16 protein-coding genes are annotated in these 18,580 nt (G+C 61.6%); 7 read left to right on the top strand and 9 right to left on the bottom strand.

Translation table 11 applies throughout. The annotated features are described in order from the left end of the window. Positions 1-27 precede the first annotated feature (27 nt). Positions 28-501 carry a single-stranded DNA-binding protein gene (locus B9A12_RS10040; protein WP_084057816.1) on the bottom strand — a complete coding sequence of 158 codons (474 nt, stop codon included), beginning with the start codon at positions 499-501 and terminating at the stop codon, positions 28-30. Positions 502-710: 209 nt separating this feature from the next. Here B9A12_RS10040 and B9A12_RS10035 point away from each other — a divergent pair, with 209 nt between their 5' ends. The 7 genes from B9A12_RS10035 (at position 711) to B9A12_RS10005 (ending at position 10,937) form a co-directional block, all read left to right on the top strand. Beyond that, positions 711-1,478 (top strand): lysophospholipid acyltransferase family protein, encoded by a 768-nt coding sequence (locus B9A12_RS10035; protein WP_170920523.1) that lies wholly within the window; start codon positions 711-713, stop codon positions 1,476-1,478. Further along, positions 1,475-3,154 (top strand): ribonuclease J, encoded by a 1,680-nt coding sequence (locus B9A12_RS10030; protein ID WP_084057758.1) that lies wholly within the window; start codon positions 1,475-1,477, stop codon positions 3,152-3,154. Before B9A12_RS10035 ends, B9A12_RS10030 begins: the two co-directional genes overlap by 4 nt. A gap of 235 nt (positions 3,155-3,389) precedes the next feature. Then, entirely contained in the window at positions 3,390-5,603 is a 2,214-nt protein-coding gene (locus B9A12_RS10025) for a DNA translocase FtsK (RefSeq protein ID WP_084057757.1), read from the top strand. A gap of 19 nt (positions 5,604-5,622) precedes the next feature. Further along, on the top strand, positions 5,623-6,366 hold the full coding sequence (lolA, locus tag B9A12_RS10020) for an outer membrane lipoprotein periplasmic chaperone LolA (protein WP_170920522.1): 744 nt from the start codon (positions 5,623-5,625) through the stop codon (positions 6,364-6,366). Between the two features lie 15 nt (positions 6,367-6,381). After that, positions 6,382-7,293 (top strand): quinolinate synthase NadA, encoded by a 912-nt coding sequence (nadA, locus tag B9A12_RS10015; RefSeq protein WP_084057755.1) that lies wholly within the window; start codon positions 6,382-6,384, stop codon positions 7,291-7,293. A gap of 16 nt (positions 7,294-7,309) precedes the next feature. Next, positions 7,310-8,359, top strand: a complete 1,050-nt coding sequence (gene pdxA, locus B9A12_RS10010; protein WP_084057754.1) for a 4-hydroxythreonine-4-phosphate dehydrogenase PdxA — start codon at positions 7,310-7,312, stop codon at positions 8,357-8,359. A 19-nt stretch (positions 8,360-8,378) separates the two neighbouring features. Further along, complete coding sequence (locus B9A12_RS10005; protein WP_139796581.1) at positions 8,379-10,937, top strand: excinuclease ABC subunit UvrA; 2,559 nt, start codon at positions 8,379-8,381, stop codon at positions 10,935-10,937. Positions 10,938-10,983: 46 nt separating this feature from the next. On the opposite strand, the gene B9A12_RS10000 is transcribed toward B9A12_RS10005, so the two are convergent. The 8 genes from B9A12_RS10000 to B9A12_RS09965 form a co-directional block, all read right to left on the bottom strand. Beyond that, the gene (locus B9A12_RS10000) at positions 10,984-11,616 is read right to left on the bottom strand and encodes a redox-sensing transcriptional repressor Rex (RefSeq protein WP_084057752.1); all 633 of its coding nucleotides are present in this window, start codon (positions 11,614-11,616) and stop codon (positions 10,984-10,986) included. A gap of 178 nt (positions 11,617-11,794) precedes the next feature. Next, positions 11,795-12,070 carry an ATP synthase F0 subunit C gene (gene atpE / locus B9A12_RS09995; RefSeq protein ID WP_212636906.1) on the bottom strand — a complete coding sequence of 92 codons (276 nt, stop codon included), beginning with the start codon at positions 12,068-12,070 and terminating at the stop codon, positions 11,795-11,797. Between the two features lie 182 nt (positions 12,071-12,252). Further along, a complete protein-coding gene (atpB, locus tag B9A12_RS09990; protein WP_084057750.1) occupies positions 12,253-12,975 on the bottom strand; it encodes a F0F1 ATP synthase subunit A in 723 nt (240 codons plus the stop codon). A gap of 3 nt (positions 12,976-12,978) precedes the next feature. Continuing rightward, the gene (locus tag B9A12_RS09985; RefSeq protein WP_084057749.1) at positions 12,979-13,377 is read right to left on the bottom strand and encodes an ATP synthase subunit I; all 399 of its coding nucleotides are present in this window, start codon (positions 13,375-13,377) and stop codon (positions 12,979-12,981) included. A 6-nt stretch (positions 13,378-13,383) separates the two neighbouring features. Further along, complete coding sequence (locus B9A12_RS09980) at positions 13,384-13,617, bottom strand: AtpZ/AtpI family protein (protein WP_084057748.1); 234 nt, start codon at positions 13,615-13,617, stop codon at positions 13,384-13,386. Between the two features lie 65 nt (positions 13,618-13,682). Then, a complete protein-coding gene (gene hemL, locus B9A12_RS09975) occupies positions 13,683-14,990 on the bottom strand; it encodes a glutamate-1-semialdehyde 2,1-aminomutase (protein WP_084057747.1) in 1,308 nt (435 codons plus the stop codon). 195 nt (positions 14,991-15,185) lie between these two features. Then, entirely contained in the window at positions 15,186-16,961 is a 1,776-nt protein-coding gene (locus B9A12_RS09970; protein WP_245802411.1) for a chloride channel protein, read from the bottom strand. A 60-nt stretch (positions 16,962-17,021) separates the two neighbouring features. After that, positions 17,022-18,578, bottom strand: a complete 1,557-nt coding sequence (locus tag B9A12_RS09965; RefSeq protein WP_084057745.1) for an Rne/Rng family ribonuclease — start codon at positions 18,576-18,578, stop codon at positions 17,022-17,024. Positions 18,579-18,580: the final 2 nt, after the last annotated feature.

Here is an 18,580-nt window from a genome sequence, read left to right as displayed (position 1 = left end):
GCCACGGCCTGCCGTGACACCCGCCTGTCAGAAGGGGATATCGTCGTCCGGCGGGGTGGACATTTCGGGAAGTGCATCGGGAAAGGCCGCTTCGCCGTTTCGCTGAGACCGGGCCGGTGCCTTCTGGTACGAGCCTTGAGGGGCTTGGGTTCCGGCAGCCGCGTCCCGGCCGCTGTCCAGGAACCCCACGTCCCCGGCCACGATTTCCGTGGTGTAGCGCCGCACTCCCTGGGCGTCCTCCCACTGGTTGGTGCGCAAACGCCCCTCCACGTACACCAACCGGCCTTTGGCCAGATAATTGCCGCACGCCTCCGCCTGCCTGCCGAAAACCACGACCCGGTGCCATTCCGTGCGCTCTTCCCAATTGCCTTCCCCGGCAGGCACCCTTTCATTGGTGGCCAGGTTGAAACGAACCACCGCGGTGCCGCTTTGGGTGTAACGGATGTCCGGATCAGCCCCCAAGCGGCCGATGAGTATCACCTTGTTCATTGTCTTTGCCATGATGTCCCTCGTATGGTGTTGGTTCTGGGTCCACAATCTTCCGAGAATCGGGCGGGATCCAAAGGGCATGTCCCATGATCTTCCTATAGCACAGAGCCCATTCGCCCACAAGACAGCGTTGACTCAGGCCGCGAAAGTGGCTAAACTCTTTTGCCGAACGAAATTTTCCCGTTTTTTGAGCACTTATCACTTATGTGATGGAAACGCCTATGCGCTATGTGCGAACCGCTCTCTTCTACGCCATGCTGGTCCTTTCCACGATCGTCCTGGGCCTGTGCGCCATAGGCATCGTGGTCACGACGCGCCGCAGCGATTGGGCCCATCTGTGCGGACGCCTCTGGGGCAATCTGAATCTGTGGGCCGCCGGGGTTCCGGTGGAAGTCCACGGCCTGGAACGGCTCACACCCGATCGGCCCGTCGTCTATGCGGCCAATCACCAGAGCTGGTTCGACATCTTCACCATCCTTGGAAAACTTCCCGTACAGTTCCGGTGGCTGGCCAAGGAGGAGCTCTTCCGGATCCCCTTGTTCGGACATGCCATGCGCATGATCGGCTACATCCCCATCGATCGGGCGGATCGAAAAAAGGCCTTCGCAAGTCTGGAGGAGGCGTCCCGCCGGGTGCGTGAAGGTGCGTCCATCGTCATCTTTCCGGAAGGGACCCGAAGCCGGGACGGCGTGATCCAGCCTTTCAAGAAGGGCGGGATCATCCTGGCCATCAAGTCGGGCCAACCCATTGTTCCCGTCAGTCTGAGCGGGTCTTACTCCATCCTGCCCAAGGGGGCCTGGCTGGTCCGCCCGGGCCGCATCCGCATGACCATTGGCCATCCCATTGAAACACAAGGCTTTTCCATTGAGGATCGCGACAAGGTGATCTTTCTCGTGCGGGAAGCCATTCGTCAATACCTGACGACCCGGGAGGGTGGTGTCTTGGAGGCCGAAACTTCAACCAGGGAGGTGCGCTCGGCGGCGTCATGAATTCCACGGACACATCCCGTTTGCCCCTCAAGGTCGTTCCCCTGGGTGGATTGGGCGAGATCGGCCTCAATATGATGGTGGTGGAGTATGGGGACACCATCTTGGTGGTGGATGCGGGCCTCATGTTTCCCGAAGAAGACATGCTGGGGATCGATATCGTCATCCCGGATTTCACCTATCTTCGGGAAAACCGTGACAAGGTGAAGGCCCTGGTGATCACCCACGGCCACGAGGATCACATCGGGGCCATCCCCTTTCTCATTCGAGAATTTCCCATTCCCATCTACGCCACCCGGCTGACGCTGGCCCTGGTGGAGGAAAAGCTGAGGGAGCACAAGCTCCTGGAAAGAACCGTTCTGCACACGGTGCAACCCCGCCACCCTTTCCGTATCGGCCCCTTCGAGATCGAGGGCATCCGGGTCTGCCACAGCATACCGGACGGTGTGGGTCTGGCCATCCGCACTCCCCAGGGAGTCCTCATCCATTCGGGCGACTTCAAACTGGACCAGACCCCCATCGATGGCCGCCGGCTGGATTTGGCGCGCTTCGGCCACTACGGGGAACAGGGGGTGCTGGCCCTCTTTTCCGATTCCACCAACGTGGAACGGGAAGGCTATACACTGTCAGAACGGGACATCGGACAGACCTTTCGCCAGATCTTCCGGGAATGCTCCGGGCGGATCATTGTGGCGGTCTTCGCCAGCAATCTGCACCGCATTCAACAGGTACTCCATCTGGCGCGTGAATTCGATCGGAAGGTCTTTTTCAGTGGCAAGTCCATGGTGACCAATGTGCGGATCGCCCGTGAGCTGGGTTACCTGGATTTCGATCCGGACAGCGAAGCCACCTTGGCGGAATTGCAGCGTCTGGAGGACCATCGCGTTCTCATGCTGACCACGGGCAGCCAGGGTGAGCCCATGAGCGCGTTGACCCGCATGGCCTTCAACGTGCACCGGAAGCTGTCCATCAAGGAAGGGGACACGATCATCCTGAGTTCCAAGTTCATCCCGGGCAATGAACGGGCCATCCAGAACATCATCAATCATCTGTATCGGCAGGGCGCCGAGGTGATCCATGAGCAGGTCAAGGACATTCATGTGAGCGGTCATGCCTATCGGGAAGAACTCAAGATGATGCTCAACGTGGTGCGGCCCACCTATTTCGTGCCCATCCACGGGGAATACCGCCACCTGGTCAAACACAAAAAGTTGGCCCAGCAGGTCGGTCTTTCGCCGCAAAACTGTTTCATCCTGGAAAACGGCGACTCCATCACCTTTCTGAACGGACGGGCCATCGTTGAAAAACAAGCGGAAACGGGCCGGGTCTTCGTGGACGGCAAGGGCGTGGGGGACGTGTGCGATTTGGTCCTTCGGGATCGGCGTCACTTGTCCGAGGACGGCATGGTGCTGGTCACGCTGGTGATCAACAAAGAGCACCGGGAGGTGCTCAACGGCCCCGACGTGGTCAGCCGGGGCTTTATCTTGGAAGAGACCAAGCCGGAGATCCTGGACGGGGCCAAGTGCCTCATCCTGGATGTGCTGGAACGCTATCAGGCGGAAGGTGAGATGATGGATTGCGGCGATTTCCAGCTGGAGATCCGCCGGGAGCTGAAACGCTTCTTCCAGAAGGTGCTGGAGCGGCGCCCCTTCATCTATCCCATCGTGGTGGAGATCTAGGAGGCTGCAGGAAAAGGTCCCGCCTGGCCCTTTCCGGCCTTTGGGGCCGTGCCCTGCCCACTCAGGCTGGTCAACAGCCGGGTTTGCGCCCTTTGCCCGCATGGTGCAGCCAGTCCGGCACCTCATCAGGTCGTCTTCCGCAGGGCTCAAGCCCCGCGGCCGCGAAGGGAATGGAAATTTACCGGCGTCTTGACCGGCGCATCCTTTTCCGAGCAACTCCCAGGGAGTCTTTTCGGTGGAACACAAGAAGCGAGAAATCTGGGCCCTCATCATCCTGACGGCGACCATCCTGGTGGGATGCAGTCTGGTGTCTTTCAATCCGGCGGATCCCACCTTCTTCGGATCGACCACCGCCCAGAAGCCACCCCACAACTGGGTGGGCGCCTTGGGTGCCAACCTGGCCTGGTGCCTGCTCTTTGTCTTGGGTGTGGGGGCCTATGCCCTGCCGGCCGTCGGCTTATGGCTCGGATATGCGTTCCTGCGCGGGAGGAATCCCCTGCCCTATGGGCGGATCCAGGTTCTGGGGTTGATCCTACTGGTCTTGAGCCTCATCGGCCTGGCCTCCCTGCACGCTGCCAAGATCACCTTCCTGGGCACCCAGGTCTTGCCCGGTGGGCAACTCGGGGCGCTCATGGCCGCGTTCCTCAGGGCCCGCGTCAACGACCTGGGCGCTCATATCTTGATGGGAGCCCTCTTTCTCATAGCTCTCATCCTGTCCACCCCCTTTTCGCTTCGAGCCGCCGGTCGGTTGCTCTTTAACGCTCTTCGATGGCTGGGTGCCCAAATGGCATCCCTGGTTCCTCGGATGCGGGAACGAAAGGCACGTTCAAAGGCCACGGCCCCCAAAGCCCAGCGTGTCAAACCACGTCGCCAAGCCCAGAGGCCGGTCTCCCGGAAGCCCGAGCCGTCCGCCGCCGTTTCCCCTCAGAGGCCAAAGGGTGACAAACCGGTGCAACTGGCGGCGGCTTCGGGAAAATATGCGCTTCCGCCCATCAAACTCCTGGATTTCTACGACAGCGAAGTGGCCCAGCCGGACCCCACCTTCCTGGAGGAGAAGGCCCGGGTGCTGGAGGAGAAACTGGCCGATTTCGGTGTGCAGGGCCAGGTGGTGGGGATCAGTCCGGGGCCCGTGATCACCATGTACGAATACGCCCCGGCCCCCGGCATCAAGATCAGCCGGATCGTCGGGCTGGCCGACGACCTGTCCATGGGCCTGAAGGCCGAGAGCGTCCGTGTGGTGGCTCCCATTCCGGGCAAGGCGGCCATCGGCATCGAAATCCCCAATGAACACCGGGCGTCCGTCTCCTTGCGATCCATCATCGAATCCAAGCCCTTCGTATCCTCCACCTTTCCGCTCACCCTGGCTCTGGGAAAAGACATCACCGGCCAGCCGGTGGTGACCAACCTGACGCGCATGCCCCACCTGCTCATCGCCGGAGCCACGGGAACCGGAAAGTCCGTCTGCATCAACGCCATGCTCCTGAGCCTGCTCTACCGCAACACACCCGAAACCCTGCGGCTGCTCATGATCGATCCCAAACGAATCGAGTTGAGCAGCTACGAAAAGATCCCCCACCTGCTCCATCCCGTGGTGACCGAACCCAAGATGGCCACCCGGGCCCTTCGCTGGGTGGTCCAGGAAATGGAGCTGCGCTACAAACTCTTGGCCGATAAGAACGTGCGCAACATCGAAAGCTATAACCGGCTGATGGCCAAGGCGGATCCACGCAAGGAGCTCCACCAGGGGGAGGCCTCGGAAACGGCCAATGGAACGGTTCTGGACCATCACCACCTGCCCTACATCGTCGTGGTGATCGATGAGCTGGCGGACCTCATGATGGTGGCCTCCCGGGAAGTGGAAGAATACATCACCCGGCTGGCTCAAATGGCCCGGGCAGCCGGTATCCACCTGGTCCTGGCGACTCAACGTCCGTCGGTGGACGTGCTCACCGGAATCATCAAGGCCAACATCCCCACCCGCATCTCCTTTCAGGTTTCATCCAAGGTGGACTCCCGCACGATCCTGGATACCAACGGGGCGGAATCCCTGCTCGGCTCCGGCGACATGCTTTTCTTGCCTCCGGGAACGGCCAAACTGCAACGGATCCAAGGCGCTTTCGTCTCGGACACCGAGGTGGAAAGGATCACGTCCTTCTGGAAGGAACAGGAGCTGGACGCCGATCCCATGGCGGAGCGGGTGAACTTCGACGATCCCGAAGCCGGCCAGGACATCCCCGAAGACGATCTGGACGAGAAGTACGAAGAGGCCGTGCGGCTGGTGGTGGAAAGCCGCCAGGCCTCCATTTCCATGATCCAACGTCGCTTGCGGATCGGCTACAACCGGGCGGCGCGCATGATCGAGATCATGGAACAGCAAGGCATCGTGGGGCCTTCCGATGGCAGCAAGCCCCGAGAGGTCCTGGTTCCCCGGGAAGATTTCAACACCTGAGCCAAGCGCGGAAGGCCCCATGAATCGAAAGCGCGATCCAATCCTCTTCCTTTTCTTGTTGACGGCCGTCGCACTGCTGGTGACCGCTCCCCCAAAGGCCACCGCAGACACCGGTTCCCCCGCCACCGTGCGGGACATCCTCCGGCACACCCAAGCGCGCTACCACGCCATGAGCGCCTACACGGCGGATTTCACCCAGTGGACCACCTCGGTGGCCGCTTCCAGCATCACCACGGAAGCCCGCGGTATCTTCTACTTTCAGAAACCGAACCGCATGCGATGGGAATACACGGAACCGGACCGGCAGGTCTTTGTGACCGTCGGAGACGTGGCCTGGCTCTATCTGCCCGAAGAGAAACAAGTTTCTCTGTTCGACGCCCAACAGATGCGCCGATCGCCCATCATGCGAACCCTCCTGGAAGGGACCTTTGACCTTTCGGACACCTTCCATGTGAGTCTGGACACCAAGGCCTCCACGGACGAGATGGCGGTACTGACCCTGCGCCCCCGCGCAGAGGACCCCAATGTGCAGTCCCTTCGCCTGTGGATCCAGAGGCAAGATTACCGGGTCTGGCAGATGGAAGTTCGAGACGCTTTGGGAAACGTCAACCGGATTCGGCTCACCCATCACAGGGAGATGCCCTCGCTGCCCGCCGATCTTTTCCAGTTGTCCGTGGACCCACAGACCCTTGTCATCGATCCCGCGGGACGCCCATTGCAACCCGCTGAGATCTCAGCCCTCCAACGGGCCATATCCAAGTGAGAAAGGGAAGACCCCATGAACGAAAAGCAAGACCTGAAAAATGCCATTGCTGAGCTCAAGGAAGCCCGAAAGGCGATCATTCTGGCGCACAACTACCAGCCCGCCGAGATACAGGAAATCGCCGACCTGACGGGAGATTCACTGGAGTTGAGCCGCCGGGCGACGGAAACGGACGCCCGGGTGATTGTCTTTTGTGGTGTTCACTTCATGGCGGAAACGGCGGCGATTCTCAATCCCGACAAGACCGTGCTGCTGCCCAACGTCCAGGCCGGCTGCGCCATGGCAGACATGATCAAGGCCCAGGACGTGCGGGGCGTGGCCGAAGCGCACCCGGGCGTACCCATCATCACCTATGTGAACTCCACGGCGGAGGTCAAAGCCGAAAGCACCACCTGCTGCACGTCGGCCAACGTGAATCAGGTGGTCGCTTCCTTTGCCCAGGCGGACACGCTCTACATGATCCCGGACCAGAACCTGGCCCTCTATGCGGCACGCCACACGTCCAAGCAGATCCTCTACTGGAAGGGCTACTGCCCCGTGCACCACAGCCTGCGGGCGGACACGGTTCTCAAACGCAAGGCACAACATCCAGAGGCCCTTTTTCTCGCCCATCCGGAATGCCGCCCGGAGGTTCTGGATCTGGCGGACGTGGTCACCAGCACCTCGGGTATGCTGCGCTACGTGCGGGAAAGCGATCACCACACCTTCCTGATCGGCACCGAAGTGGGGATTCTCCATCCCATGCGACGGGACAATCCGGACAAGACCCTCATCCCGGTCTCGGAAGAGATGGTCTGTCTCGACATGAAGAAGACCTCCCTGGCGGACGTGCGCCAAAGCCTGGAGACCCTCACGCCGCGCATTGAGGTGCCGGAGCCGATCCGGTTGAAGGCCCTCCAGGCCGTGGAGCGCATGCTGGCCATCTGAACTTGGAGAGAAAGCCATGGCCGCTGAGTTGTCCGACCGACCGCTGATCGCTCTCACCATGGGCGACCCTTGCGGAGTGGGGCCGGAGGTGCTGGTGCGAGCCCTGGCGGACCCCGGCGTCACGCACGCCTGCCGTCCTCTGGTCATGGGCGATCTGAGCGCCTTGAGGCGAGCGGCGCGCCTGCTGGGGGCCCCTCTGGCCTTTCGGCCGGTTACGGATGTGAGCGAAATCGCCTCTCAAGAGAAAGCCATCCCGGTCTTTCGCCCGAGCCGCCTGGACGAATCCCAGATCCCCTATGGGCGCCCATCCGCCCAAGCCTGCCGGGCGACCATCGACTACATTGAAACGGCTGCCCACCTGGCCCTTCAGGGGCAGGTGGGCGCCGTGGTGACAGGCCCCATCAACAAGGAAGCCTTGCACCGAAACGGCTTTTCCTTTCCCGGCCACACGGAATTTCTCCAGCACCTGTGCGGCGCTTCCCGGGTTGTGATGATGCTGGCGGGCCCCCGGCTGCGCGTGGCCCTGGTGACCATCCACTGCGCCCTGCGCCAGGTACCGGAAAGGCTCATGGCCCCGTCCCTCGAAGAGACCATAAGGATCAGTCTGGAGGCCCTGCAGCGGGATTTCGGTATCCGGCGCCCTCGGCTGGCCGTTGCGGGCCTTAATCCCCACGCGGGAGAAGCCGGCCGTTTCGGCACCGAGGACAAGGACATCATCGAGCCGGTGGTGCGCTCGGTGGACAGGCTCTGCCGGCCTTGCCGCGTGTTGGGCCCCTATCCGCCGGACACCGTTTTCACCCGAGCGTACCAGGGGGAGTTCCATGCCGTGGTGGCCATGTACCACGATCAGGGACTCATCCCCGTCAAGCTGGTCCACTTCGACGAGGCGGTCAATGTGACCCTGGGGCTGCCCATCGTTCGCACCTCCGTGGATCACGGCACCGCCTACGACATTGCGGGCCAGGGAAAAGCACGGCCTTCCAGCCTGCTTCATGCCATCCGAGCCGCCGTCTCCATGGCGCGCTCCCGCGCCCTGTGGAAACGCGAAGACGGCACCCCTTGTTGACATCAGCAAGACCGGAACCATGGAAGGAAAGGGGCGGCAACGAGTGATCCGCATCCGGGGTGCCCGCCAGCACAATCTGAAGGACATCGATCTGGACCTTCCCAAGGACGCCCTGATCGTGGTGACGGGAGTGAGTGGGTCCGGCAAGTCCACCTTGGCCTTCGATGTGCTCCACGCCGAAGGGTGCCGCCGGTACCTGGACGCCTTCCTGCCCGCCTCCCACTTCACCCTGGGCTCCCTGTGGCGTCACGAAAGGCCGGACGCGGATAGCATCGAGGGGCTCCAGCCCACGGTCGCCATCGAGCACAAACGGCTCCCTGCCGATCCCCGCTCCACCGTGGGGACCGTCACGGAGATCCACGATTTTCTGAGGATCCTCTATGCGCGGCTGGGCACCATGGTCTGCCCCGCCTGCCACCTTCCCATTCGCGCCCACACCATCCCAGAGATGACCCAGGAGGTGTTGCGCCTGCCGGCCGGCAGTCGCTTCCTGGTCCTGGCACCTCTGGAGCCCGCACCCCACGCGCAACTGGCCAAAACCCTGGCGAGGCTTCGCCGGGAAGGTTTTGCCCGCATTCGCTTCGAGGACAAGATCTACCTGCTCGATCCCCTTCCCGCGCTTCCCAGGCGCAAGACCTACCCAATCCAGGTGGTGGTGGATCGCCTGATCCTCAAAGACGATGCCTCCCGCCGTCTGACAGGCTCCCTGGAACTGGCCGCACAGCTCGGGAACGGGCGGGTGGTGGTGGCCGTTGTGGACGGCCCGGAGCTCTCCTTTTCCCAGAATCGGGTGTGCAGCCGATGCGGATGGACGGCTCCGGAGCCCACACCCCGTCTCTTTTCCCACTTTCATCCCGAGGGCGCCTGTCCCCAATGTCAGGGGCTGGGGTGTCTCCAAGGGACACGCAAGGCCCGATCATCCAGGATCACCCTCGTCCCAGGGGAAGCAGCGCCCTGTGAGGCCTGCCAAGGGACGCGGCTGAACGATCGGGCACGCTCCGTGCGCCTGGGTGGGCGTTCCCTTGGAGAGGTGAGCGCCATGGATCTGGGCGCTTTTCGCCGATGGCTCCAGGAATTGGCGGTAGAACCCTCCCTGGAGGCGGTGGTTTCCGGACCCCGCCACCAAATCCTGCAACGCGTGGAGGCGCTCTTCCAATTGGGATTGGACTATCTGCCTCTGGGCCGCGGGGCCTGGACGCTTTCCGGCGGAGAGGCCCAAAGGCTGCGCCTGGCCCAGCAGCTCAACAGCCCCCTTTCCGGCGTGCTTTATCTGTTGGACGAACCCAGCGTGGGGCTTCACGCCAGAGACCGCCGGCGACTTCTGCGAACCCTCTCCCGGCTTCGCACCGCCGGCAATACGGTCCTACTGGTGGAACACGATCTGCAAATCCTCCGGTGGGCGGACTGGGTGGTGGACCTGGGGCCGGGAGGCGGTACGGAGGGCGGACGCGTGCTCTACAGCGGCCATCCGGACGGGCTCGGCCGATGCACCCAATCGCTGACCGCCCAATTCGCCTCCGGTGCCCGAAGATTGGGTTTTTCCCATGGGCCACCCAAGGGGCCGGCCGATGGCAACGGGAACACACTGCAACTCCGCGGAGCCCGGGGCCGCAACCTTCGGGACGTGACGGTCACCTTCCCCCTCCATGGCCTCACATGCGTCACGGGGGTTTCCGGATCGGGCAAGACCACCCTGGTCCGAGACACGCTCTACCCGGCCGTGCGGAACCTCCTGCACCGTAGCACCATGACGGCCCTTCCTTTCGACGCTCTGGAGGGCATCCACAACCTGCAGGGCGTGGTCCTGGTGGACCCCGCCCCCATCGGCACCACACCGCGGTCCATACCCGCCACCTATACCGGCGTCTTCGACCTGATTCGCAACCTCTTTGCCAACCTGCCCGAAGCCAAGACCCGGGGCTACCGGCCTGAGCGTTTCTCTTTCAACACCCCGGGCGGCCGGTGCGAGACGTGCCAAGGCGAGGGACGCCAGCGCATCGACATGGTGCTGCTTCCCGATGTGTACGTCACCTGTCCGACGTGCCGCGGGAGCCGCTACGACGAGGCGACCCTGGACGTCCGCTTCAAGGGCCACTCCATCGCCGATGTGCTCCAAATGACCATCTCCCAGGCGCTGGAGGTTTTTCAGAACCTGCCCGCCATACGACGCCGCCTGCAGGTGCTGGCCGATGTGGGCCTGGACTATCTGCGTTTGGGCCAGCCCGCCAACACGCTTTCCGGCGGAGAGGCCCAGCGGATCCGCCTGGCACGGGAACTGGGGCGACGCACCCGGGGACACACCCTCTACATCCTGGATGAACCCACCCGCGGGCTCCACCTGCACGATGTGGAGCGACTGGTGTGGATCCTGCGCCGCCTGGTCCAGAAGGGCCATACGGTGCTCGTGGTGGAACACCACCTGCCTTTCATTGCCTGTGCCGATTACGTGATCGATCTGGGCCCCGAGGGAGGCCCGGGTGGGGGGCGCATCGTGGCCCAGGGAACGCCGGCCGAACTGGCTTGCAAGGGAACATCCCATACAGCTCGAGCCCTGGCGGAGCTGAAACAAAGAAGATGAGACTCGTCTTGGGCGGGCAGAATCCGCCTCAGCGCTCCGGAAGGCGTTAGACGCCGGTGGACAAATGGTAGGCGATGCAGTCCAGCTTGATGGTGAAATCCACGTTTTCCACGTGGCAGCAATCGGGGACCTGGATCTGCACCGGTGCGAAATTCAAGATGCCGTTGATACCGGCCAAAATGAGCTGGTTGGCCACGCTTTGGGCGGCACCGGCCGGGGTGGCGATCACACCGATGTGCACGTCCCGCTCTCGAATCACCTCTTCCAGCTCATCCACGTGATTGACAACAAGACCGTTGGGAAGCTTTTTCCCCACCTTCTGGGGATCCACATCGAAGGCCGCCGTGAAGATGTATCCGTGCTTGACGAAGTTGCCGTGTCGGATGAGGGACGAGCCGATGTTGCCCAGCCCCACCATGGCCAGGTTCCAGGTCCGGCTGAGCCCCAGGATCTCCTTGATCTGATTGACCAGGTCCGCCACGTGATAGCCCACGCCCCGGACGCCGAACTCGCCGAAATAGGCCAAGTCCTTGCGGATCTGGGCCGGATTGACCCCGCACTGCTTGGCCAGGCGCTCAGAGGAAATGACCTCCACGTCTTCTTCCAGCAATTCCTGAAGCGTGCGCATGTAAACGGACAGGCGGTTGATGGTCGCCATGGGGATCTTGGCAAACTTCATCCTCAACCCTCATTGTCGGTCCCATTGGAACCTGTGCATTGTGAACGTGAAGCGGCCCAACGTTGTGCCCTTATTCACATTGGTTCCCTGAAAAGAAGGCCAAACCGCTGGGAACAAATGGGACCGGGCCCCCAAGAGGCCCGGTCCTGGAGCGATTCAGCCTCAACGGGGCCCACGCTTAGTGAGCGGCCAGCCCCACGAAGCCCTGAATGAGCTTGGAGACCGGGTTGGCGTAAATGAGAATCAGGGCGATGACGAGCGCGTAGATACACAGCGACTCGATCATGGCCAGACCGATCATCATGGTCACAGTGATCTTACCGGAGGCCTCGGGATTGCGGGCCACGCCTTCCACCGAGCTCTTCACGGCCATGCCCTGGCCCAGACCCGTTCCGAAAGCGGCGATGGCGATACCAAAGCCGGCAGCGATGGCGGAATAGACGAAGAAACGAATGCCTTCCACCTTCTCCGGCGAGCCGGCTTCCGCGGCAAAGGCCACCGTGGTCAACCCGAGCACCAACAACGTCGTGAGAAAACTAACCTTTCTAGACATCGACACAACCTCCTTGAATGTAGTGGATTTGAATTGGGGATTTTATATATGCGGCCTTCCTCCAACCGCTACCGCCATGATGATCAGTGGGCCTCCTCAATGGCGCCCGCGAAGTACATGCATGAAAGCAGACAGAAGATGAACGCCTGCACGAAGCCCGTAAACAGGCCCAGGAACATGATGGGCAGGGGCGCCAGGTAAAGGCCGGCCAGGAAGAAGAGAATGGCCAGAACCAGCTCTTCGCCGAAGATATTCCCAAAGAGACGAATGGAAAGACTCAGAACGCGGGCGGCGTGCCCGATGAGCTCGATGGGAAAGATGAGCGGGATCAACCACCAGATGGGCCCCATAAAGTGCTTGATGTATTTGGCCCCATGAAACTTCACGCCGATGACATGGGTGTAGAACACGACGATGATGGCGCACGCAAGCGTGGTGTTGAGATTGGACGTGGGCGCGAAGAAGCCGGGGATCATGCCCATGTAGTTGCTCAAGAGGATGAAAAACCCCAAGGTGGCGATGAGCGGGAAGGCAAACCGACCTTCTTCCCCGGTGATGCCGACCATGAAGTCTTCAATGCCCGTGATCACCAGCTCAAAAAAGTTCTGCCCTCCGGAGGGGACCAGCTCCAGGCGGCTCACCGCCAACTTGGCCAGAAGCAACAGCACGATGGCAACCACCCACGTGTAGGTCACATGGGGCTGAAGGAGTTGCTCCAAGAAAGTGTGGGCTTCTTCCGCGCTGTGAGCCACGGGCAGCCCCAACTTTTCCAACAGTAAACTGAGAAACAGAACCGGGTGTTCCATAGCTTACCTTTCCCCCTTGAGCATCACATTCAAGGCTTGCTGCAGCCCCACCACAACGATGCTGACCATCACCGACGACAGGCCCACCAAGAAGGCCACTGGATCGACCCAGCCGTAGTAGATGATGGCAAAGACCACAAAGAGCGTCCCCAGAAAACGCACATAGTACTTGACGAAAAGCACGCCCTTACTGGGAACCCGACGAGGGTTGGCCAAGGCCCGGCGCAACTGCCAGCCCATCACTCGGAAGCTGGCCGTGACCGTAGCACCTCCCAGAACCACCCCCAAAACCTGCTTCTTGGAGAACCACAGGAGCGCCGCCAAGAAGGCGATCAAGAGAAAGATCACATTCACAAGCTCAATGCGCCGAACCAGCTTCTCATCTTGCAGATAGGCTCGCAAAGGCTCCTATGGCTTTCGTTCGTCTTCTCGCTGCTGCTTCCGCATGAACCGGTAATAGTTTCGGAAGCCAGCCACGACACCCATAATCAAAAAGACCAGCGTCAACCAGGGAAAGGTTCCCAGCGTGGAATCGAGCCAGAAACCCAGTCCCGCGCCGATGAAGATGGCAAAGGCGACGGAAAGGCCCAGCGTGCTCGCCAGTCCCACCTGTTTCAGCAATTTTTTCGTTTCATCTTTCATCGGCCACTTCGTGTAAAATATCACAGACTACCTAGCATAGGCCCCCAACCAAGTCAACGCATTTTTCAGAGTCCCAGGGCGATTTGAACCGCCTGAAAGGCCTCCCGGGCCGCCTGGATGGTCTGATCCAGCGCCTCGCGGTCGTGGGCGAGCCCTACGAAAAAGCATTCGAATTGGGACGGCGCCAGGTAGACGCCCCGGGCCAGCATTTCCCGGAAGTAGATGCCGTAGGCTTCCGTGTTGGACTTCAAGGCGGAATCAAAGTCGCGAACGGGTTCCGGGCTGAAGAAGGCGCATCCCATGGATCCGACCCGATTCATGGTCACCGGCACTCCCGCATCGGCCGCCGCGCGGCGAAGCCCCGCCTCCAGGTAGGCGGCGCTGTCTTCCAGGGTCTCATAGACCCCATCGCGGCTCAGGATGTTGAGCATGGTCCAGCCCGCCGCCATGGCCAGGGGATTCCCGGACAGGGTGCCCGCTTGGTACACGTTTCCGCCGGGGGCGATGTGGTCCATGATCTCCCGCCGCCCCCCGTAGGCTCCCACGGGAAGGCCGCCGCCGATGATCTTGCCCAGGCAGGTGAGATCGGGCAGGACGCCGAACCGTTCCTGGGCCCCGCCCGGGGCCAACCGAAATCCGGTGATGACCTCGTCGAAGATGAGCACCACCCCATGGGCATCGCACAGCCGCCGCAGCCCCTCCAGGAAGCCCGGAGCCGGCGGAACGGTCCCCATGTTGCCGGCCACCGGCTCCACGATCACGCAGGCGATCTGGTCGCCCATTTTTCGAAAGGCTTCCTCCACAGCATCCAGGTCGTTGTAGGGAAGGGAGAGGGTGTGGGCCACGATCTCCTCCGGGACTCCCGGGCTTCCCGGAATGCCCAGGGTGGCCAGGCCGGAACCGGACTTCACGAGCAAGCAGTCGCTGTGGCCGTGGTAGCAGCCGTCGAATTTAATGAGCTTGGGCCGGCCCGTGTACCCGCGCGCCAGGCGAATGGCGCTCATGGTGGCTTCCGTACCGGAATTGACCATGCGCACGCTCTCCACGGAGGGCACCATGGAAACCACCTTCTCCGCCATGTCCACTTCCAGCCGGCAGGGGATGCCGTAGGAAGTCCCGCGAGTGGCGGCCTGGCGCACCGCCTCCACCACCTCCGGGTGGGCGTGCCCGGCAATGAGCGGGCCCCAGGACCCCACGTAGTCGATAAAGATGTTGCCGTCTTCGTCTTCCAGACGGCAGCCCCGCGCGTTCTTGACGAAAAAGGGTGAGACGCCCACTGAGCGGCCCGAACGGACCGGGCTGTTGACGCCCCCGGGTATAACTTGTTCCGCCCTGTGGAAGAGCTTCTGCGACAGGGTGTCTTTTCGTTTCATGGTTTCCTCCACCAGAACTGGGACATGGACGTTGCTTCGCGTTGACCCCCCTGAACCAAAAAGCCGGCCACCGAAAGGGGGCGTTTCCGGATTCCCCTAAAAAGATGGCTCGAAACCCATGGGCCCCGTTTGGGCTGGGGCGTTGACGTGCGCACGCCCCAAAGGGCGACCTGGCATGTTCTCAGATCCCCCCTCTCAGTCTTCCTTCAGTCGCTGAATCTCCTTGTGGTAGGCCTCCATGAGCTCTTCCAGGCGCAGCACGCCCACCACCCCGGTCTGGGGATCCTCGATGGGGATCCGCCCATACCCGGATTTCAAGAATTTGATGAGGGCATCATAGAGGCTGTCCTCGATGTCCACGCTCACAGGCGGCGAGGCCAACTCGCCGACCACCAGCAGCTCCGCCAGGGAATCCTCAAAGAAGATGGATCGCAAGTCGGGCAGCGACAGGATGCCCTTGAGGCGGAAGGAATCGTCCACCACGGGAAAGAAGGATTCCCGCGTTCGGACCAAGAGGCGTTTGAAATTGGCAAAGGTCATGTCTTCCGGCAGGCTGGTCACGGGGGCCTGGCGCCGATAGATGTCATTGACCTTGAGGGTCTGGAGCACGTTGATGACCGCATCGGCGCGGTGGGCCGGGGAATGGAACTTGTTGAGAACCTGCTTTTCATACAAGCCCCAGCCACCGGACAGCAGCACCGCGATAACGGAGCTGAACATGAGCGGAGGCACCAGAGCGTAGCCGCCGGTCATCTCACAGACCATGAGCAGGGCGCCGATCGGGGCCTTGGCCACGCCGGCAAAAAAGGCCCCCATGCCCACCAGGGCGAAGGCTCCCGGGTTGGTCACCAGTTCGGGGTAATACTGATGGGAAATCTGGCCCACCACTCCTCCGAGCATGGCTCCGATAAAAAGGGAAGGGCCGAAGACGCCGCCGCTGCCGCCGGACGAGATGGTAAAGGAGGTGGCGAAGATCTTCAGGATGGCCAGGACCAACATGAACGTGATGGGCATCTGGCCGAGTAGGGCTTTTTGAATGATTCCGTATCCGCCGCAGAGCACTTCGGGGTGCCAGAGCCCCAGCAGCCCCACCATGAGACCACCCAGCGCGGTGATGTGGGCTTTTTTCAGGGGAAGACGGCGAAAAAAGTAGTCCCGCATCCCGTAGAAGATCTTCACATAGGCGCAGCCGAAGGGAACGCACACCAGCCCCAGCGCTGCGTAGAAGAGCAGTTCCACCGGTTGTACGAACGTTATCTGCGGAGTTTCAAAGATGGGCTGGTGGCCGAAAATGCTGGTAAAAAGGGCGTTGGCCACCACCGAGGACATGATGCACAGAACGATCCCCTCGGTCTCAAAATCTTCCCGATACAGCACCTCGATGGCGGTCAGCGCTCCCCCCAGAGGGGCGCGGAAGATGGCGCCCAAGCCCGCGGCACATCCGGCCAGAAGCATGAGCCGCCGCTCCCGCACCGTCATGTTGAGGGTCCTCGCCACCCAGGATCCGAACCCCGCTCCGATCTGGGCGATGGGTCCTTCCCGGCCCGCGCTACCGCCCGTGGCCAGGGTGATGATGGAGGCCACGCTCTTAATGTAAGGGACTCGCGTACGAACGATACCTTGTTTGTTGTGGAAGGCATCGATCAGGGCGTCTGTTCCGTGCCCTTCCGCTTCCGGCGCCCAGGTGTAGACGATCCACCCAGAAAGAAGCCCTCCCACGGTGGGCAGCAGTAAAAGTGCCCATCGGCGGAAGGTGGCGGCGGGCTCCAGATGAACCAATTGTTCGCCCGCCGGCTTGGCCACCGAATAGCCGGCCAGATACTCCAGGCAGAAGTACTTGCCCCATTCCAGGAGGAAAAAGAAGGCGCAGGCACCCAGCCCGCTCACCACTCCGATGATCAGGCTGTAGACCACCCACCGCAGGGTCTTGTGCCGGTCCAGGGCATCCCGAATGATCGTGGCTTGAATCACCGGTTGTCCGTCTTCCTTGTCTGTTTGAGCGTTGCCATCTGCTGAGCGGTCACCGCCCATTCAGCTTTCCAATGGGGCGATCTCGTATTGTTCCAGATGAAAGTGGCGTTCTCCCTGCACCTGGAAGCAGGCGTGGAGCTTCTCTTCCAGGCGCTCCAAGGCCGTGCGTTCCTCGTCCAGCAGTCGTGCCGCCACCTGGGGATGGACTCGAATCAGAACGTTGCGCCCGAAAAAGTCCCCTTGATCCCTCTGCAGTTCTCTCAGAATCTCGTAGCACAGGGTTTGGGTGGACTTGAGATGCCCTTCCCCTTCGCAATAAAAGCACGGTTCGCACAAGAGACGTCCGATGCTTTCTTTCGTCCTCTTACGGGTCATCTCGATGAGACCCAGTTCCGACATGCGCAGGATGTTGGTCTTGCTCTTGTCCTTTCTGACCGCCTCCTTGAGGGCGTTGAAGACCTTCTCCCGGTTGGCCTCCTTTTCCATGTCGATGAAATCGATGATGATGATGCCGCCGATGTTGCGAAGCCGAAGCTGGCAGGCGATCTCCTTGACCGCCTCCAGGTTGGTCTTGAGGATGGTTTCCTCCAGGTTGCGTTTTCCCACATAGCGGCCGGTGTTGACGTCGATGGCCGTGAGGGCCTCGGTGGCCTCGATGATGATGTAGCCTCCGGATTTGAGCCACACCTTCTTGCCCAAGGCCCGCTGGACCTCCATCTCGATGCCGTAGGCGTCGAAGATGGGCTCCGTGCCGTCGTAGAGCTCCACGGCGCTCTTGAGCGAAGGCATGAAGGTGTCCGCAAACTGCAAGATCTTGCGGTATTCTGCCTCGTTGTCCACGACCAGACGGTCCACCTCCTTGGTAAACAGATCCCGCACGGCACGCAGCGTGATGTCCAGATCGCGGTAGACCAGGGAGGGCGCCGAGGCGGTTTCGGCACGGCGCTGGATGTTGTTCCAGAGCTTGAGCAGGAAATCCATTTCCGCCTGGATCTTTTCCAGCTCTTCTCCTTCGGCGGCCGTTCGAACGATGAACCCGCAATGGGCTGGCTTGATGGCAAGCACCAGATCCCGCAGACGCTTTCGTTCCTTTTCATCCTCGATTCGACGGGACACGCCCACGTGGTCCATCAGGGGCATGAGGACCAGGTTGCGCCCGGGCAGGGTCACGTGGGTGGTGATACGGGCGCCCTTGTTTCCCAAAGGTTCTTTGGCCACCTGCACCAGGATCTCCTGGCCCTCCTGCAGGCGATCCTCGATGGGCACGTCCACACAGTGTCTGCCGTTGGCGGGACCGTCCGCTTCCTGCACCTCCGCCAAAGCCTCCGAGGGCCCGGCGTCCGGCACACCGTCTGGCTCGGTTTGGAAGATCTGTTCCATCTCCACCAGCGGGTGATGCACGTCGCTCACATAGAGAAAGGCGGCCTTTTCCAGGCCGATGTCCACGAAGGCGGCCTGCATGCCCGGGAGGACGCGCACGACCCGGCCCTTGTAGATATTGCCCGCGATTCCCAAATCGGAAGCCCGCTCGATATAGAGCTCGGCCACCTGGCTGTTTTCTATCAGGGCCACGCGGGTTTCGTAGAAGTCGGCGTTGATGATGAGTTCCGCAGCCATAT

Origin of the sequence: Desulfacinum hydrothermale DSM 13146 (assembly GCF_900176285.1) — a bacterium.
In the GTDB taxonomy this organism is placed as follows: domain Bacteria; phylum Desulfobacterota; class Syntrophobacteria; order Syntrophobacterales; family DSM-9756; genus Desulfacinum; species Desulfacinum hydrothermale.
This window is presented reverse-complemented; position numbering and strand designations above follow the sequence as displayed.

What these genes read in the sequence shown, in the direction of transcription:
- B9A12_RS10040 (WP_084057816.1), bottom strand. Translation starts at nt 501, where the DNA reads ATGGCAAAGACAATGAACAAGGTGATACTCATCGGCCGCTTGGGGGCT.
- B9A12_RS10035 (WP_170920523.1), top strand. Translation starts at nt 711, where the DNA reads ATGCGCTATGTGCGAACCGCTCTCTTCTACGCCATGCTGGTCCTTTCC.
- B9A12_RS10030 (WP_084057758.1), top strand. Translation starts at nt 1,475, where the DNA reads ATGAATTCCACGGACACATCCCGTTTGCCCCTCAAGGTCGTTCCCCTG.
- lolA (WP_170920522.1), top strand. Translation starts at nt 5,623, where the DNA reads ATGAATCGAAAGCGCGATCCAATCCTCTTCCTTTTCTTGTTGACGGCC.
- nadA (WP_084057755.1), top strand. Translation starts at nt 6,382, where the DNA reads ATGAACGAAAAGCAAGACCTGAAAAATGCCATTGCTGAGCTCAAGGAA.
- pdxA (WP_084057754.1), top strand. Translation starts at nt 7,310, where the DNA reads ATGGCCGCTGAGTTGTCCGACCGACCGCTGATCGCTCTCACCATGGGC.
- B9A12_RS10005 (WP_139796581.1), top strand. Translation starts at nt 8,379, where the DNA reads ATGGAAGGAAAGGGGCGGCAACGAGTGATCCGCATCCGGGGTGCCCGC.
- B9A12_RS10000 (WP_084057752.1), bottom strand. Translation starts at nt 11,616, where the DNA reads ATGAAGTTTGCCAAGATCCCCATGGCGACCATCAACCGCCTGTCCGTT.
- atpB (WP_084057750.1), bottom strand. Translation starts at nt 12,975, where the DNA reads ATGGAACACCCGGTTCTGTTTCTCAGTTTACTGTTGGAAAAGTTGGGG.
- B9A12_RS09980 (WP_084057748.1), bottom strand. Translation starts at nt 13,617, where the DNA reads ATGAAAGATGAAACGAAAAAATTGCTGAAACAGGTGGGACTGGCGAGC.
- hemL (WP_084057747.1), bottom strand. Translation starts at nt 14,990, where the DNA reads ATGAAACGAAAAGACACCCTGTCGCAGAAGCTCTTCCACAGGGCGGAA.
- B9A12_RS09965 (WP_084057745.1), bottom strand. Translation starts at nt 18,578, where the DNA reads ATGGCTGCGGAACTCATCATCAACGCCGACTTCTACGAAACCCGCGTG.